This is a genomic window from Aureimonas frigidaquae (assembly GCF_001463905.1).
GTDB classification, from domain to species: domain Bacteria; phylum Pseudomonadota; class Alphaproteobacteria; order Rhizobiales; family Rhizobiaceae; genus Aureimonas; species Aureimonas frigidaquae.
In genome coordinates this window covers 119,783-135,658 of sequence record NZ_BBWR01000006.1, presented here as the reverse complement: position 1 = coordinate 135,658, position 15,876 = coordinate 119,783, and the positions used below count along the sequence as shown (strand labels likewise).

Sequence of the window (15,876 nt, the reverse complement as noted above, 5' to 3'; positions counted from 1 at the left end):
CGCCGGCGGAACATATGGATCCCTCGATGCAGAATGCCTTCCTGCCGAATATGCTGCGCCTCCTGCCCTTCCTGGCGGTCGGCCTTGCCGGGGCGCTGACCTTCGCCGCGCTCGGCGTTCCGGCGGCCTACCTGTCCGGCGCCATGGTGCCGGTGGCCATGCTGGCCGTCGGCACGAAGTGGGGCCCCCGCCCGCCCGATGCGCTCCTGACAACGCTCTTCACCTTCATGGGCCTTTCCATGGGCGCAGGCGTCACCCCGGACGTGGTGGAGCGCGCCCACACCTGGCCGGCCAGCCTCGCCTTGCTGCTGGTCAGCCTCTTCGCCATTACGGGCTCGGTCTTCGTCTTCCTGGTGCGCGCGGCGCGTTGGGATCGGCACTCGGCCTATTTCGCGTCCATTCCGGGCGCTTTGTCCTATGTGCTCGCCACGATGCAGGGCCTGCGGGGCGACGCGACCAAGGTCGTCCAGTCGCAAAGCGTGCGGGTCTTCCTTCTGATCGCCATCCTGCCGACCATGATCGTCACCCTGGGCACGGCCCATGGGCATGTCCCACCGGCGAGCCATCCTGAGACGACGGACTTTCTCATCATGCTGGCCGGCGGCATCCTTGGCGCGGCGCTTGCGATCCGGTCCGGCTTTCCCGGCGGGGCGCTTGTCGGATCCTTTCTGGCCAGCGCCATCCTGCATGCCACGGGGATCGTCGAGGGGCGGCCGCCGCAGGAGCTGATCGACATCGGCTTCGTGGTGCTCGGCACGGTGATCGGGCTGCGCTTCCGCGATACGACGCCGCGCCAGATCGCCGCCAATTTCGCGGCATCGATCGGCGCCTTCGCCGTTTCCATCAGCGTGGCCGCCGCCTTGGCCGTCCTGGCGGCGCAGGCGCTGTCGATCTCCTTCGGCCAGGCCATGATCGCCTTTGCGCCCGGTGGACTGGAAGCCATGGTCATGCTGGCCTTCATGCTGGATCTGGACCCGGCCTATGTGGCGCTCCACCAGCTCGGCCGCTTCTTCGTGATGATCCTGCTCGTCCCGGTCTTTGCCCGCCTGCTGCTCGGCCCGGGCTGGCGGGCGCCGTAGCGCCACGGAACGCTTCGCCCCTTCGGCCAGTTCTTCCTGTCACAAGCAACGGAGGCAATCATGGATCATACGAACCACGTGCGGCTGACCAGCGACGAGCTCACCCCGGCCCTTCTGGAAAACGCCACCATCTACGGCCCGGACGATGAAACCGTCGGCACGGTTTCCCACGTTCATGGCAGCGGCTCCTCCGCCAAGGTGGTGATCGATGTCGGCGGCTTCCTCGGCATCGGTGCCAAGCCTGTCGCCATCAACGCGGCCGATTTGGATTTCATGCGTGACGAGGATGGCGACGTCCACGCCGTCACCAGCTGGACGAAGGACCAGCTGAAGGAACTGCCCGAGCATCGGGACGCCTGAGCCATCCACCGCACGCACCGGTCAGGGGTCGCCCGGCATGTCCCGCAGGCGGCCCCGTATCGTCTGGAGCACCCGGCGCAGTTCGACCAATTCCTCGGCGCTGAGGTCGCACAGCATGTCGCTTGACAGCGCGGCCCGCCGCTCCAGCATATGGGCGAACAAAGTCCGCCCTTTGCGCGACAGCTTGAGATTGACGGAGCGCCGATCTTCCACCGAGCGCTCGCGCTCGACGAGGTCGAGCCCTTCCAGTTCGGCAACGAGCCGCGTCACCTGGCCGGGATCGCGGCCCGTCCGCTCGCTGACACTGGCCGGTGAACAGCCCGGGCGCCGGCCGATCCGCACCAGCACATCCCGCTGCGGCAGGCTGAGATGCCGGGCCGGACTGTCGGCAAGCCCCCGCAACTGCGCCTTGAACGTGCGTCCGATCTCCGACAAAAGATCGGCGATCTCCTCACCCTCGCGTGTCGCCGCGTCATCGTGATGGGCCATACCGGCCTTCGCGTCGCTCACCCCGCACCCCCTTTGTCGCAGACCCGGAGCCGAGCGTGCGAACTTGCGCAATAGCAAGTTTTTCGAGCGATTCCAATGTTATGGCATCGCGCGTCTTTTTATTGACTCTGTCAATCAAGTTTGATTACCCATGCCCCAAGGCCGGTGCAATGGATGCGGCGGCATACAGAGGGGACAGGGGTTATGAGGGGAACGCGCTCGCGTCGTCGGCAGTGGATTGCCGGCATTGTCGGCATGTCCGCCATCGCGCTCGATGCCGGCACGCTGGCCCATGCGCAGGCCGTGGCCGACGTGCCGGCGGAGAGCGAGCCTGCCGTAGACGATACGGCGGCGCAGGGGCAATCCATCGCCCTCGATACCGTTGTCGTCACCGCGTCGGGCTTCGAGCAGACGGTGGCGGACGCTCCGGCCTCCATTTCCGTCATCACCCGGCAGGATCTCGACCGCGGCCAGTTCCGCGACCTGACGGACGCGCTGCGCAACGTCCAGGGCGTCTCCGTGACGGGCGTCGCCAACGAGCGCGACATTTCGATTCGTGGATTGCCCGGCCAGTACACGCTCATCCTCGTGGACGGCGTGCGCCAAGGCACGCGCGATGCGCGCCCCAACGGCTCGGCCGGCTTCGAGCAGAGCTTCATCCCGCCCCTCAACGCGATCGAGCGGATCGAGGTGGTGCGCGGTCCGGCCTCCACGCTCTACGGCTCCGACGCGGTGGGCGGCGTCATCAACATCATCACGCGGGCGGTCCCGGCAGAGCCCGCCGCCTCCATCACAGTGGAGGCGCTGGCCCAGGGGAGCGGGCGCCACGGCAATGCCGGCCAGGCCCAGCTCTATGCCGCAACGCCCCTGATGCAGGATATTCTGGGCCTGCAGGTCTGGGGGCGGGCCTATAAGCGCGGCGAGGACAGGCTCATCGCCGGCGAGACGGAGCGCGAGGAAGGGGACTTCACCGCGCGCCTTTCCTACGCACCCAATCTCGACCATCGCTTCTTCCTGGAAGGTGGGGCCACGCGGCTGGAGCAGACATCCTCGGCCGGGCGGACCCTGGCGGACGGAACGCTCGGCCGCATCGGCAGCAACAGCCGCGATCATCTGCGGGCCAATTACGAAGGCGCCTACCGATGGGGCGAGGTAACGGCCTCGCTCCAGCGCGAATGGGGCGAGCGCGTCACCCTGAATGAAGAGGCCGGCCTCTCGCGCTTCCTGGAAAACCCCCGCTCGCCGGAAATCACCAATACGGTCGGCGATCTGAAGGCGATCATCCCGTTCGATGCGCTCGGCGGCCACCGCCTGACGCTCGGCTCACAATATATCGACAACGATCTGAGCGACCAGAATCCGGGCCGGCGGACCGGGTTGGACGAAAATTTCGGCCTGTACCAATATGCCGTCTTCGTGGAAGACGAGTGGCAGATCACCGATACATTCGCGCTGACCGGCGGTGTGCGCCTCGATTACCACGAGATCTACGAGGAGAACCTGTCACCCCGGCTCTACGGCGTCTGGCGCCCGCTCGACATGTGGACCTTCAAGGGCGGCATCTCGACCGGCTTCCGCGCGCCGGATATCCGCTCCATCGCGCCGGACTACGCCTACACGACCGGCGGCGGCGGCTGCTTCTACGGGCCGGAATCGCGCCGTGGCAGCCGCAACCCCTGCGGCGTGATCGTGTCGAACGAAGATCTGTCCCCGGAAACCTCGACCAATTACGAGGCGGCCGTCCTGTTCGACGACCTGGCCGGTTTCACGGCGGGTGCGACGCTCTTCTACACCGACTTCGACGACAAGATCGACAATGACCGGGTCTACAATGCGGACGGCTCCTTCGCCCGCTGGGATATCGATCCGAACTACACACTGTTCCGGGTCTTCAACATCGACTCGGCCGTGATCCGTGGGGCCGAGTTCACGCTGGGCTTCGACGCGACCGACACCGTCTCGGTGATCGCCAGCTACACCTATACCGACTCGCGCCAGAAGGGGGGCGCCTATGACGGGCTGCCCCTGACCCGCACACCCGAGCACGCCGCCAATCTGCGCGTCGACTGGCTCACGCCCATCGAAGGCCTGAGCGCCTTTGCCGCCGGCTTCTACGAGGGCGAGCAGATCAATGCGGGCCTGCGCGTCGGCGCCAATGGATCACCCGTCTTCAATGGCGACGGGGACATCGTCGCCCGTCGCTATCCAGGCTACTTTACAGCCGATATCGGGGCCTCCTACCAGATCAACGACACGCTCACGGTGAACGGGACGATCTACAATCTGTTCGACGAGGAGGTCCTGCCGGATGCCTACAACACGGTCGTCGAGGGCCGCCGCTTCTGGGCAAGCCTGAATGCCAGCTTCTGAACCTTGCGCCACCGGGCGCGGACGATCCGAAAAAACCGATTGGAAACCGATGATGTTCCGCAAAGCCATCCTGGCCAGGCTTCTCATGGCCGCCCTGTCGCTGGCCGCCGCACAGTCCCCGGCCCTTGCACAATCCGTCACCGTCGAGCACCCGCAGGGAACGACGGTCATCGAGGGCGTGCCGCAGACGGTCATGGTCGCCGACTGGGCGGCCTACGACAATCTGACCGCGCTCGGCGTCCCCGTCGCCGGCGTGCCGTCGACGGCCATGCCGTCCTATCTGGCCGATACGGTCCCCGCCGGCACGCAGCGGATCGGCTCCCTGCAGGAGCCCGATATCGAGGGCATCGCGGCGGCGGCGCCCGATCTGGTGATCGTCGCCGCGCGCTCGCGCACGGCCTATCCCACCCTGTCGGGCCTGGTGCCGACCATCGACATGTCGGTGGACAATGCCCGGCTGGTCGAGGGCGTGAAGGACAATCTCGCCACCTATGGCCGCATCTTCGGCCGCCAAGAACAGGCCGATGCACTCATCGCCGCGCTCGACGACAAGCTGGCGGTGGCGCGGGAGGCGGTCAAGGGTAAGGGCCGCGGCCTCGTCGTCATCACCAATGCCGGGCGCCTCGGCATTTACGGCACCGGATCGCGCGTCGCCTGGCTGCACAGCGCCATCGGCATTCCGCCCGTCGCCGACCAGGTGGATGACCGCCGCGACGGAGGCGACGGCGCCTCCTTCGAATATCTCCTGGAAACCAATCCGGACTGGCTCTTCGTCATCGATCGCGACGCCGCCATCGGACGCGAGGGTTCGGCGCGGGCCACGCTCGACAACGAACTCATCCACCAGACGCGCTTCTGGCAGAATGACAGGATCATCTACCTCGATCCGGGCGCGGCCTATGTCACTATGCACGGCTATAGCGGCTTGATGCTGCTTCTCGACCAGGTGATCGAAGGCTATGCACGTGCGGAGTGAACTGCGGAGATAACACCATGCCCGCACTGCGGATGAGGCTGGCGGAGGGCTCGTGGACGGGCCCTCTTCTCTTATGCGCCACACTGGCCCTCACCGCCGCCCTGGCGGTGGCGAGCCTGCTCGTCGGCGTGAGCGAGGTATCCCCCGCGACGCTCTTCGGCGCCGATCCGCAGGCCCGGGCGATGCAGGTCCTCCTGGTCAGCCGTATTCCGCGCACGGCCGCCATCCTGCTTGCCGGCTCGGCCCTCGCCATTGCCGGCCTCGTCATGCAGATGATCGTGCGCAACCGCTTCGTCGAGCCGTCCACTGCCGGTACGACGGAATCGGCGTCGCTGGGTTTCCTGGTGGTCACCATCCTGGCGCCCGGCTGGCCGCTCCTGGCCAAGATGGTCGTGGCGGCCACCTTCGCCATGGGCGGCACGGCGCTGTTCCTGCGGCTTCTGCGCTTCGTGCCGCTGCGCGATGCCATGCTCGTTCCCCTGGTCGGCATCATGCTCGGCAGCGTGATCGGCGCCGTGACGACCTTCTTCGCCTATCGCTACGGCCTCATGCCTTCGGTCCTCGCCTGGACGATCGGCGATTTCTCCGGCGTGCTGCGCGGCCGCTACGAGCTTCTCTGGCTCGGCCTCGGGGCCACGCTCCTCGCCTATCTGGCCGCCGACCGATTCACCGTCGCGGCCATGGGGCGCGACGTCACCGTCAGCCTCGGCCTGAACTACCAGGCCGTCACCCGCTTCGGGCTGATCCTCGTCTGCGTCATCGCATCGGTGACCCTGGTATCGGTCGGTTCGATCCCCTTTCTGGGCCTGATCGTGCCCAACCTCGTCTCCCTGATGGTGGGCGACAATATGCGCATCACCGTGCCCTGGGTTGCCGCCCTCGGCGCGCTCTTCGTGCTCGTCTGCGATATTGCAGGACGGCTGGTGCGCTACCCGTACGAGGTGCCGATCGGGGTCGTGGTCGGAACCATCGGATCGGCCATGTTCCTGTATCTGCTCCTGCGCCAGCAGGGACGGCGGGCCGGGCCATGATGGCGCTCCTGCCCTCCCTCGCCTTACACCGGCCGCCGCGGGCGAAGCTCGTCATCGTCCTTCTGGCCCTGCTGGCGCTTCTGTCCGTTGCCGCCTTCATGACGCTGGGGGCGCGCGGCTCCTGGAGCTTTGTCCTCGCCTTTCGCGGGCGGCGGCTTCTGGCCCTGATCCTCGTCGCCTATGCCGTCGCCGTATCGACCGTCCTGTTCCAGACGGTCACGAACAACCGCATCCTGACGCCGTCCATCATGGGTTTCGACGCGCTCTACGTCCTGGTGCAGACGAGCCTCGTCTTCTTTCTCGGCACGCAGGTGCTGGCCCTTGCCGATCCCCATCTCCGCTTCCTTCTGGAAGTGGCTCTGATGACGGGCTTCGCACTGGTCCTGTTCCGGTGGCTGTTCCTGGGCGAGGAGCGCAGCCTGCACCTCTTGATCCTGGTCGGCATCGTCTTCGGCATCTTCTTCCGCTCCCTGGCAGGCTTCATGCAGCGGATCCTCGATCCGAACGCCTTCCAGGTTCTGCAGGATGCACTCTTTGCCAGCTTCCAGTCCGTCGACACGACGCTCTTGTGGATCTCCATCGCCCTCGTCATTGCCGTCACCCTGGCGCTCTGGCGGATCGCCCACACATTCGACGTGCTGACGCTCGGGCGGGCGCAGGCCATTAGCCTCGGCGTCGATTATTCGCGAACGGTCCTGTTCATCCTGTCCATGGTGGCGGTGCTGGTGGCCGTCTCCACCGCGCTGGTCGGGCCGATCACCTTTTTCGGCCTTCTCGTCGCAAGCCTTGCACGGGCCCTTCTGGGCGACAGCTTGCACCGGCACGTCCTTCCGGCATCCGTCCTCCTCGGCATCATCGCGCTGGTCGGGGGGCAGACCGTCCTGGAGCGGGTCTTCGCCTTCGATACCGCCTTGTCGATCATCGTCGAGTTTCTCGGCGGGCTCGTCTTCATCCTTCTGATCGTCCGTGGAGCAGCCCGTTGATCGACGCCCGCCATGTCACGAAACGCTATGGCGACACGCTCGTCGTGGACGGCGTCAGCCTGACCCTGCCGCAGCGTGGCATCACCTCCATCATCGGCCCCAACGGCGCCGGCAAATCCACACTCCTGTCCATGATGGCCCGGCTGACGGGCATGGATGCCGGCGCGGTCACGATCGACGGGCTCGACGTGGTGACGACGCCGAGCGAAGTGCTGGCCCGCCGCCTCGCCATATTGCGGCAGGACAATCACATGACGGCGCGCCTGACCGTGCGCGATCTCGTCGCCTTCGGCCGCTATCCCTATTCGCGCGGGCGGCTGACACCGGCGGACGAGGCTCATGTCACCCGTTCGCTGGACTACATGAACCTCGGCGATCTGGCCGGTCGCTTCCTGGACGAGTTGTCGGGCGGCCAGCGCCAGCGGGCCTTCGTCGCCATGGTCCTGTGCCAGGACACCGATTACGTGCTCCTGGACGAGCCCTTGAACAATCTGGACCTCAAGCACGCGGCGGCGATGATGCGGCTCTGGCGCGATGCCTGCCGGGATTTCGGCAAGACGGTCGTGATCGTCCTGCACGATATCAACTTCGCCTCCTGGTATTCGGACCATATCGTGGCCATGCGCGACGGGCGGATCTGCCGGCAGGGCCCGCCGGACGACATCATCGCCACCGACAGCCTGCGCGACATCTACGGCATGGAGATCGCCGTTCACCAGATCGAGGACCGGCGGATCTGCCTGTTCTACGACTGAAGCGTGCACTGCGTCAGTAGCATGCCCAGTTATGCGGCACTGCGGCGCAATTAAGCGCTTTACTAAAGCGCTTTACAAACGCAAGTTCGATTCATGGAACGGATCGAACGCAGGAAACGGGTGACGCTGGGAGAGGTGGCCAAGGCCGCCGGACTGTCGCCGGCTGCCGTCTCCCGCTACCTGTCCGGGCAGCTGACCTTGCCCGAGACGACCAGCCGCCGGATCCAGAAGGCCATACGGGACCTCGGCTACCGGCCCAACCACCATGCACGCAGCCTCAGCCTCGGCCGCTCCAATGCGATCGGGCTCGTTGTGCCGGATATCAACAACCCCTTCTTCTCGCACCTTGCCGCGGCGGTGGAGCGGGCCGCGCAGGCGCGCGGGCTGTTAATGATGCTGTGCGCCACGTCCAATCGGCTGGAGCGCGAACTGGAATATCTGCAACTGCTCGGCGCCGGCGTCGTCGACGCGCTCATCTTCGCCACCAATCACGACGATGCCGATGGCCAGCTGGCTGGCATGCTGAACGGCGATCGCCGCGTCGTGCTCCTGGACGAGGACGTCGCCGGCACGAGCCTCTTCAAGGTGTTTTCCGACAATCACCAGGGCGGGTTCCTAGCAGGGCAACACCTGATTGAGAACGGGCATCGGCGGATCGCCTATATTGGCGGCCCGTGCGACCTGATGAGCGCGCGCGAGCGCGCCGAAGGGCTGCATGATGCGGTCCGCACATCGGGCGGCAGCGCCGCTGTCGTGTCCGAACTCTTCGGCAGCTACGCCATAGACCATGGCGCCAGCGCCATGGAAGAGATCCTCGACACCATGCCGGGCGTAACCGCGGTGTTCAGCGCCAGCGACGAAATCCTCATCGGCATGCTGCGCGTCCTGCGGGCCCGCGGCGTCACCGTCGGCCGCGACATCTCCATCGTCACCTTCGACGATGCCGGCCCGCTCGAGCTCCTGGCCGTGCCGGTGACGGCCATCCGCCAACCCCTCGAGGCCATGGGCGAGCGGGCGCTCGACATGGCGCTCGATTCGCTCGCCGCAACCCGCAGCCCGACCGTTGCGCGGCTGCCTGTGGAACTCGTCCGGCGGGGATCCGTCGCCACGCTGGCCTGAACAATCCGGACCCAAAAGGGAAGATCGCATGACTGAGCGTAAGAAAGTGCTCCTCGTGGGCGAGAGCTGGATCAGCTCGGCGACCCATTACAAGGGCTTCGACCAATTTGGCTCGGTGACCTTCCACCTGGGTGCCGAGCCGCTGGTCGCCGCCTTGAAGGACAGCCCCTTCGAGCTGACCTACATGACCGCGCACGAAGCGGTGGAGAGCTTCCCCTTCGAGCGCGCCGGGCTGGACGCCTATGACGCGATCATCCTGTCCGATATCGGCGCCAATTCGCTGCTCCTGCCGCCGGCCGTATGGCTGCACAGCAAGACGGTCCCCAACCGTCTGAAGCTCCTGCGCGAGTGGACCAAGGATGGCGGCGGCCTCTTTATGATCGGCGGCTATTTCTCGTTCCAGGGGATCGACGGCAAGGCGCGCTGGCGCCGCACCCCGGTCGAGGAAGCGCTACCGGTGACCTGCCTTCCCTATGACGACCGGGTGGAGATACCGGAGGGCACCTCGCCGGTCTTCGTGGCCGATCATCCCACGCTCGCCGGCCTGCCGAAGGAGGGGTGGCCGCTCCTGCTCGGCGTCAACGAGGTCGAGGTCAAGCCCGGCGCCGAGCTTCTCCTGCGCTTACCCGACGATCAGGGCGCCCATCCGCTGCTCGTCACCGGCACTTACGGGAAGGGGCGCACCGCGGCCTGGACCTCCGACATCGGCCCGCACTGGCTGTCCCCGGCCTTTTGCGAATGGGACGGTTACGGGCGGCTCTGGAGCAACATCCTCGCCTGGCTGACAGACGAGCGCTGAGCGGGAGGACAGGAGATGAGCGACCGACCCCTGATCGAAGCCAAAGGCATTTCCAAGCGGTTCGGCGCTCTGTCCGCGCTGACCAAGGTGGATCTGTCGATCCGCAGCGGCGAGGTCCTGGCGCTCCTGGGCGATAACGGCGCCGGAAAGTCGACTTTCATCAAGGTCCTGTCCGGCGCGCATCCGCCCAGCGACGGCGAACTCCTGATGGACGGCGCACCGGTCTCCATGTCCTCGCCGCAGGACGCGGCGGATCTCGGCATTGCCACCATCTTCCAGGAACTCGCGCTTTCGGAGAACCTCTCCATCGCCGAGAACGTGTTTCTGGGGCGGGAGTTGACCCATCGCATCCTGGGCGTGCCACTTCTGCGGCGCGGCGCCATGAAGCGACGGGTGGGCGAACTCCTGGAGGAGCTGGACGCCCACATATCGGACCCCGAGGCCCCCGTGGGCGCGCTGTCCGGCGGGCAGCGGCAGGCGGTGGCCATCTGCCGGGCGCTCAACCTGAACGCCCGGCTCGTGATCATGGACGAGCCGACGGCGGCCCTCGCTGTCGCCGAAACGCGCAAGGTCCTGCAGCTGACGCGGCGCCTGGCCGATAGCGGCCGCGCGGTCGTCCTGATCAGCCACAACATGCACGACGTCTTCGACGTGGCGGACCGGATCGTCGTGTTCCGTCGCGGGCGCAAGATCACCGAGAAGCGCCGTGTCGATACCAATCCTGAGGAGATCGTCTCCTTCATCACGGGCGCACATCCCGACGTGCGCGCGCTCGAGATGCGCAATTGACCCCGCACGTCTGACGAAAGGCCATACGCATGATCAAGAGATCGCATTTCGCCCTGGCCCTCACGGCCCTCCTGGCCTCGGCCGCCACCGCTGCGGTCGCGCAGGACAAGCCGAAGGTGGCCTTCGTCCCGCAGATCGTCGGCATTCCCTATTTCGATGCCATGCAGGCCGGCGGCAACAAGGCCGCGGAGGCGCTCGGCGTCGACTTCATCTATCAGGGGCCGGTCGATACCAACCCCGTCGATCAGCTCCAGATTGTGCAGAACCTCATCAATCAGGGCGTCGGCGCCATCTCCGTCAGCGTGCTGGACGCATCGAGCCTGACCCCGGTCGTCGAAGCCGCCAAGGCAAAGAACGTCCAGCTCTTCACCGCTGACAGTGACGCGCCGGACTCCGGCCGCGCGCTCTATGTGGCCCAGGCGACGGACGAGGGTCTCGGCTACGCCATCATCGACCAGATGGTCGAGCGCACGGGCGAGGATGCGACGATCGCCATCATTTCGGGCGAGGCGACGGCCTCCAACCTGAACGCCTGGATCGGCTTCATGCAGGAGCGGGCCAAGGAAAAGTACCCCAAGCTTACGCTGATGGAGCCGCAATATGCCGGCGGCAGCGCCGAGCGGGCCGCGCAGATCGCCACCGACCTGATGACGGCCAATCCGGAGCTGAAGGGCATCATCGGCGTCGCCTCCACGACATGCCCGGGCGTTGCCCAGGCCATCGAGACCGCGGGCCGTGCCGATGACGTCGTCGGCACGGGTTACTGCAGCCCGAACACGGCGCGCAGCTACCTGAAGAGCGGTGCGCTCGACTATACCGTCCTGTGGGATCCGGCGGAGCTCGGCTACCTGACCGTGTGGGCCGGCAAGCAGCTCATCGACGGGACGGCAATCCCGGCCAGCGTGACGCCGGAGGGCATGAGCCACCCCGTCACCTACGACGCGGCGACCGGCATCTTTCTCTTGGGCGAGCCCGCCATCTTTACGGCGGACAATGTCGACGCGTTCAACTTCTGACGCGCCTTCCCCTCGTCGGACCGGCGCGCCAGATGGCCGCCGGTCCCCCACCCTTCGCATGAGCGGGATCGACTGGAGACGATGATGACCAGGCTGTTCGGCACGCGGGAAGCGCTCCTGGCTGCGGCGATCATCGCTTGCGCGCTCCTCTTTTCCCTTCTCTCCCCCAATTTCGCCACCAGCGCCAATGTCAGCACGGTCCTGCGCAATTCCACCGAACTGTTCCTGATCGGGCTCGGCATGACGCTTCTCCTGGGCGTCGGCGCCATCGACGTGTCGGTGGGCGTCGCCATGGGGCTGGCCGCCATTCTGGTCGGCAAGCTTCTGGAGGCCGGAGCGCCCTGGTATGTCGCCGCCCTGGCAGGCCCCCTGTCCGGCGCGGCATTGGGGCTTCTGGCATCGCTCGTCGTCGTGGTGGGGCGCGTGCCGGCCATCGTCGGCACGCTCGGCCTCTTCGGCATGTACCGGGCCGCGATCTTCCTGGCGCTTGGCGGCAGCTGGCTGTCCGGGCTCCCGACCGGGCTGACGGACATCTTCGCCGCACGCCCCTTCGGCGTTCCCGCCGCGCTGCCGCTCATCGCCGCATCCTATCTCCTGGTCTTCGTGGCGGTGCGCATGACGCCCTTTGGCCCGCATCTCCTGGCCGTCGGCCAGTCGGAGCCCAAGGCGCGACTGGCCGGAGTGCCCGTCCGCGCCACCGCCTGCATCGCCTTTCTGATCAGCGGGCTCCTTTGCGGCCTGGCCGCCGTCTTCTACATCGCCACCTATCGCAACGTCGCCATGACCATCGGCGGGACGCTGGCGCTGGAGGCCATCGCGGCCGTGGTGCTGGGCGGCACGAGCATCCTAGGCGGTCGTATCAGCCTGATCGGAACGGCGCTGGGCGTCCTGCTCCTGCGCATCCTGCAGAACGGGCTCCTGCTGATCGGCGTGCCGTCCCTGTGGCAACCCGTCGTCACCGGCGCGCTCATCCTTATCGTTCTCGGTGGCGAAGCCATGTCCGGCCGGCTGCGCCTGCCTGGTTTCCTGCCGGCTACGGGACCTCAGCAATGATCCGGCGGACCGATATCACGCTCTTCCTCCTGATCGGGCTCTGGCTCATCGTCATCGCGCTTCTGGCGGCCTTCCAGCCGAGCGCCATGGCCATGTCGACGGTCACGACGATCCTGCAATTTTCCACCATTCTGGCGCTGGTGGCCCTGGGTCAGGCGCTCGTCATCCTGTGCGGCGGCGCGGGGATCGATCTGTCGGTCGGCGGCACCATGTCGCTGACGGCCATCCTCGCCATGCTGGGCGTGGAGGCTGGCCTGCCCGCGGCGCTCCTAGTGCCGGGCTGCCTCCTGATCGGCGGCCTTCTCGGCACCGTCAACGGGCTCGTCGTCACGCGCCTGCGCGTCCTGCCGCTGATCGCCACGCTCGGCACCTTCTACGTCTATTCCGGCTCGGCGCTGGCGATCACCAGCGGCGCCAATATCGGCAATGTTCCGGCGGGGCTCACGGCCTGGGGGCGTGGTCTGGTCGTCGGTTTCCCCCTGCCCTTCCTGACCCTGGCTTTGCCGCTCTTCCTCATCGTCGCGCTGATGCTGCGCTTCACGAGCTGGGGGCGCTGGGTCTACGCCACGGGCTTCAACGAGCGATCCGCCCGGCTCGTCGGCATTCCGGTGGATCGCCTCCGGCTCGCCGCCTATGCGGGCAGCGGCGTCCTGGCGGGCACGGCGGCGCTGGTCAGCCTGGCCTGGCTGGGGAGTGCCCGGCCGAATATCGGCCAGAATCTGGAACTGACATCGCTGACGGCCGCTATGCTGGGCGGCATTGCAATCTTCGGCGGACGCGGCGGCGTCATCGGCGTTCTGGCCGCCGTTCTCCTGCTGGTCACGGTCCAGACCGGCCTGCTTCTCGTCAACATCAACAGTATCTGGCAGGTCGGCATCGTGGGGGCGCTTCTCGTCGCCGTGCTTCTGGCCGACACACTCGCCATCGCCCGGAGGTCCTCATGACGCTATCCACGCAAACCATTTCGCAGGCCGTCGAAGCCCGTGCGGACCGCATCGTCGAGACACTGTCCCGGCTGGTGTCCTTTCCGTCCATCGTGATGAACGATCCGCGGCAGGCCGGCCCCGGCGAGCGGGACTGCCAGCTCTACCTGCAGCAGCGGCTGGAGGCGATCGGCTTCACCACCGATCTCTGGGACCCGGACGGCCCTGCCCTCCTGGAAAAATATGCCGGCAGGCCCGGCGCCAACAAGGGCCGCACCTTCGACGGCCGGCCCAATCTCGGCGGTACGCTGGCCGGCAGCGGCAAGGGCCGGTCGATCATGCTCACCGGCCATATCGACGTGGTGCCGCCGGGCCCCGCGACGCATTGGACGAGCGATCCTTTCGTTCCCATGGTGAAGGACGGTTTCGTCCATGGCCGCGGCACGGTCGACATGAAGGGCGGCGTCGCCTGCATGCTCATGGCGGTCGAGATCCTGAAGGAGATCGGCGCCGAGCTGAAGGGCGATGTCGTCTTCACCACCGTCGTCGACGAGGAGATCGGCGGCATGGGCTCCCTCGCCATGGTCGACCGCGGCTTCAAGGCCGATGCCGGCATCATGACCGAGCCCACGGCCAACCGGATCGCGCCACTCTGCCACGGCATCCTGTGGGGGCGGATCGTGATCGACGGGATCAGCGGCCATGCGGAGCTGACGCCGAATGCCTGGCATGCCGGCGGCCCGGTCGATGCCGTGCAACTCTGCCGGCAGATGCTGGACGGGCTCGACATACTGAACCGCCGCTGGATGTACGAGCCGCGCAAGAACCATCCGTTGATGGCCATGCCGAACCAGATCATCGTCACCCAGCTCCATGTGGGCGAGCACCCCTCCTCCATGGCCGGCCGTGCGGAAATCACCATCGACGTGCAATATCTGCCGCATGAGAAGGACGAGTTCGGCCTGGGCGGCCATGTAAAGCGCGAGATCGAGGAGCATGTCGCGGCGCTGTGCCTGTCCGACCCCTATCTCCGGCAGCACCCGGCGCGCGTCGAATGGATTCTCGATGCGGACTGCGCCGAGGTCCCGGCCGATCACCCCTTCGTTGAGACCTTCCAGGGCGCCGTCGCCGCCGCCACGCTCGACCCGGCGCTGGCCGGCTTCGGCGCGCATAGCGACATCGGCCTGCCGACCGGCCTCGGCAATACGCCGACCGTCAATTTTGGCCCGGGCGACCCGGCCCAGAGCCATCAGCCCAACGAGCGCGTCTCGATCGAGGATCTCGTCGCCTGTACAAAGGCGATTGCCCTTGCCATCTACGGCTGGACCAACCTCGAAAAGGCCTGACCCGGATCGAGCAGCATCAGGAACGTGCGCATGGACCCGACGATCGTCGAACTGGACGCCACGATCTCGAGTGCACGCGTGGAAGCGCTGAGCGCGATCCTGTCCGAAAGCGTCAATGCGGGGGCCGCGATCGGCTTCATGGCCCCGCTCTCCCTCAGCGATGCCGCGGCCTTCTGGCTCGAGGATGTCCTGCCGCAGGTCGCACAGGGCAAGCGACACCTCTTTGCGGCGGAACAGGCAGGAGAGATTGTCGGCACGGTCCAACTCATCACCGCCACGCCGCAAAACCAGCCCCACCGCTGCGACGTCGCGAAAATGATCGTCCACCCCTCCGCCCGCCGCCTCGGCATCGGCCGGCGCCTGATGACGCACGCCATCGCCAGGGCCGGCACATTGGGCAGGACGCTGCTTACCCTCGACACGCGGACGGGCGACGTGTCCGAACCGCTCTACCGATCCCTCGGCTTCCAGGTCGCCGGCACGATCCCGGACTATGCCTTCGACGCCGACGGCAAGGCCCTGCATGCGACAACCTACATGTACCTCCTGCTTCGGGCCGAGAGCCGAAACCTGTAGCGCGATCCGCGCTGCTCTTATCTGGCCACGAAGCCGTCTGATACTTTCCGGGGGGTTTTGTGCGTGGAATTCGCTGTGCCGGCCTCGTTATCGCAATCTGCAGCCAATGCATGGCCCGGCCGGCTGCCAAGTGCCGGTTTGCACGCACACTTTCACAACCATCTTCTAGCGACGGCGCATCGATTCTGCGCTACCAGTGATTGTTTTCATGG

Annotated in this window: 16 protein-coding genes; 15 read left to right on the top strand and 1 reads right to left on the bottom strand. The window is 66.6% G+C overall.

Translation table 11 applies throughout. The features are described from left to right. The first annotated feature begins 26 nt into the window (after positions 1 to 26). A complete protein-coding gene (locus tag AUL30_RS07150) occupies positions 27 to 1,079 on the top strand; it encodes an AbrB family transcriptional regulator (RefSeq protein ID WP_192843028.1) in 1,053 nt (350 codons plus the stop codon). A gap of 60 nt (positions 1,080 to 1,139) precedes the next feature. Next, the gene (locus AUL30_RS07145) at positions 1,140 to 1,439 is read left to right on the top strand and encodes a PRC-barrel domain-containing protein (RefSeq protein ID WP_062227172.1); all 300 of its coding nucleotides are present in this window, start codon (positions 1,140 to 1,142) and stop codon (positions 1,437 to 1,439) included. Between the two features lie 21 nt (positions 1,440 to 1,460). Here the strand turns inward: AUL30_RS07145 and AUL30_RS07140 are convergent, their stop codons facing one another. After that, positions 1,461 to 1,949, bottom strand: coding sequence for a MarR family winged helix-turn-helix transcriptional regulator (locus AUL30_RS07140; RefSeq protein WP_157069974.1), 489 nt, complete (start codon positions 1,947 to 1,949; stop codon positions 1,461 to 1,463). Positions 1,950 to 2,132: 183 nt separating this feature from the next. On the opposite strand from AUL30_RS07140, the gene AUL30_RS07135 reads away from it, so the two are divergent. The 13 genes from AUL30_RS07135 to AUL30_RS07075 all read left to right on the top strand — a co-directional run bounded on the left by AUL30_RS07135 (position 2,133) and on the right by AUL30_RS07075 (position 15,664). Then, a complete protein-coding gene (locus AUL30_RS07135) occupies positions 2,133 to 4,298 on the top strand; it encodes a TonB-dependent receptor domain-containing protein (protein ID WP_244490732.1) in 2,166 nt (721 codons plus the stop codon). A gap of 49 nt (positions 4,299 to 4,347) precedes the next feature. Further along, positions 4,348 to 5,274: a siderophore ABC transporter substrate-binding protein gene (locus AUL30_RS07130; protein ID WP_062227170.1), complete on the top strand. Its 927-nt coding sequence runs from the start codon at positions 4,348 to 4,350 to the stop codon at positions 5,272 to 5,274. Positions 5,275 to 5,291: 17 nt separating this feature from the next. Then, positions 5,292 to 6,305 carry an ABC transporter permease gene (locus AUL30_RS07125; RefSeq protein WP_244490731.1) on the top strand — a complete coding sequence of 338 codons (1,014 nt, stop codon included), beginning with the start codon at positions 5,292 to 5,294 and terminating at the stop codon, positions 6,303 to 6,305. After that, entirely contained in the window at positions 6,302 to 7,288 is a 987-nt protein-coding gene (locus AUL30_RS07120) for an iron chelate uptake ABC transporter family permease subunit (protein WP_407638269.1), read from the top strand. The genes AUL30_RS07125 and AUL30_RS07120 overlap by 4 nt, the downstream gene beginning before the upstream one ends. Then, the gene (locus AUL30_RS07115; RefSeq protein ID WP_062227169.1) at positions 7,285 to 8,043 is read left to right on the top strand and encodes an iron ABC transporter ATP-binding protein; all 759 of its coding nucleotides are present in this window, start codon (positions 7,285 to 7,287) and stop codon (positions 8,041 to 8,043) included. Before AUL30_RS07120 ends, AUL30_RS07115 begins: the two co-directional genes overlap by 4 nt. Before the next feature lie 93 nt (positions 8,044 to 8,136). Further along, the gene (locus tag AUL30_RS07110) at positions 8,137 to 9,162 is read left to right on the top strand and encodes a LacI family DNA-binding transcriptional regulator (protein ID WP_062227168.1); all 1,026 of its coding nucleotides are present in this window, start codon (positions 8,137 to 8,139) and stop codon (positions 9,160 to 9,162) included. Between the two features lie 28 nt (positions 9,163 to 9,190). Continuing rightward, positions 9,191 to 9,961: a glutamine amidotransferase gene (locus AUL30_RS07105; RefSeq protein WP_062227167.1), complete on the top strand. Its 771-nt coding sequence runs from the start codon at positions 9,191 to 9,193 to the stop codon at positions 9,959 to 9,961. A gap of 15 nt (positions 9,962 to 9,976) precedes the next feature. Further along, positions 9,977 to 10,750 (top strand): ATP-binding cassette domain-containing protein, encoded by a 774-nt coding sequence (locus AUL30_RS07100; RefSeq protein WP_062227166.1) that lies wholly within the window; start codon positions 9,977 to 9,979, stop codon positions 10,748 to 10,750. 29 nt (positions 10,751 to 10,779) lie between these two features. After that, positions 10,780 to 11,766 carry an autoinducer 2 ABC transporter substrate-binding protein gene (locus AUL30_RS07095; RefSeq protein WP_062227165.1) on the top strand — a complete coding sequence of 329 codons (987 nt, stop codon included), beginning with the start codon at positions 10,780 to 10,782 and terminating at the stop codon, positions 11,764 to 11,766. Positions 11,767 to 11,847: 81 nt separating this feature from the next. Beyond that, on the top strand, positions 11,848 to 12,819 hold the full coding sequence (locus tag AUL30_RS07090) for an ABC transporter permease (protein WP_202814481.1): 972 nt from the start codon (positions 11,848 to 11,850) through the stop codon (positions 12,817 to 12,819). Beyond that, entirely contained in the window at positions 12,816 to 13,763 is a 948-nt protein-coding gene (locus AUL30_RS07085) for an ABC transporter permease (RefSeq protein WP_062227164.1), read from the top strand. The genes AUL30_RS07090 and AUL30_RS07085 overlap by 4 nt, the downstream gene beginning before the upstream one ends. Then, on the top strand, positions 13,760 to 15,088 hold the full coding sequence (locus AUL30_RS07080; RefSeq protein ID WP_062227163.1) for a M20 family metallopeptidase: 1,329 nt from the start codon (positions 13,760 to 13,762) through the stop codon (positions 15,086 to 15,088). The genes AUL30_RS07085 and AUL30_RS07080 overlap by 4 nt, the downstream gene beginning before the upstream one ends. 30 nt (positions 15,089 to 15,118) lie before the next feature. Beyond that, the gene (locus tag AUL30_RS07075; protein ID WP_062227162.1) at positions 15,119 to 15,664 is read left to right on the top strand and encodes a GNAT family N-acetyltransferase; all 546 of its coding nucleotides are present in this window, start codon (positions 15,119 to 15,121) and stop codon (positions 15,662 to 15,664) included. Positions 15,665 to 15,876: the final 212 nt, after the last annotated feature.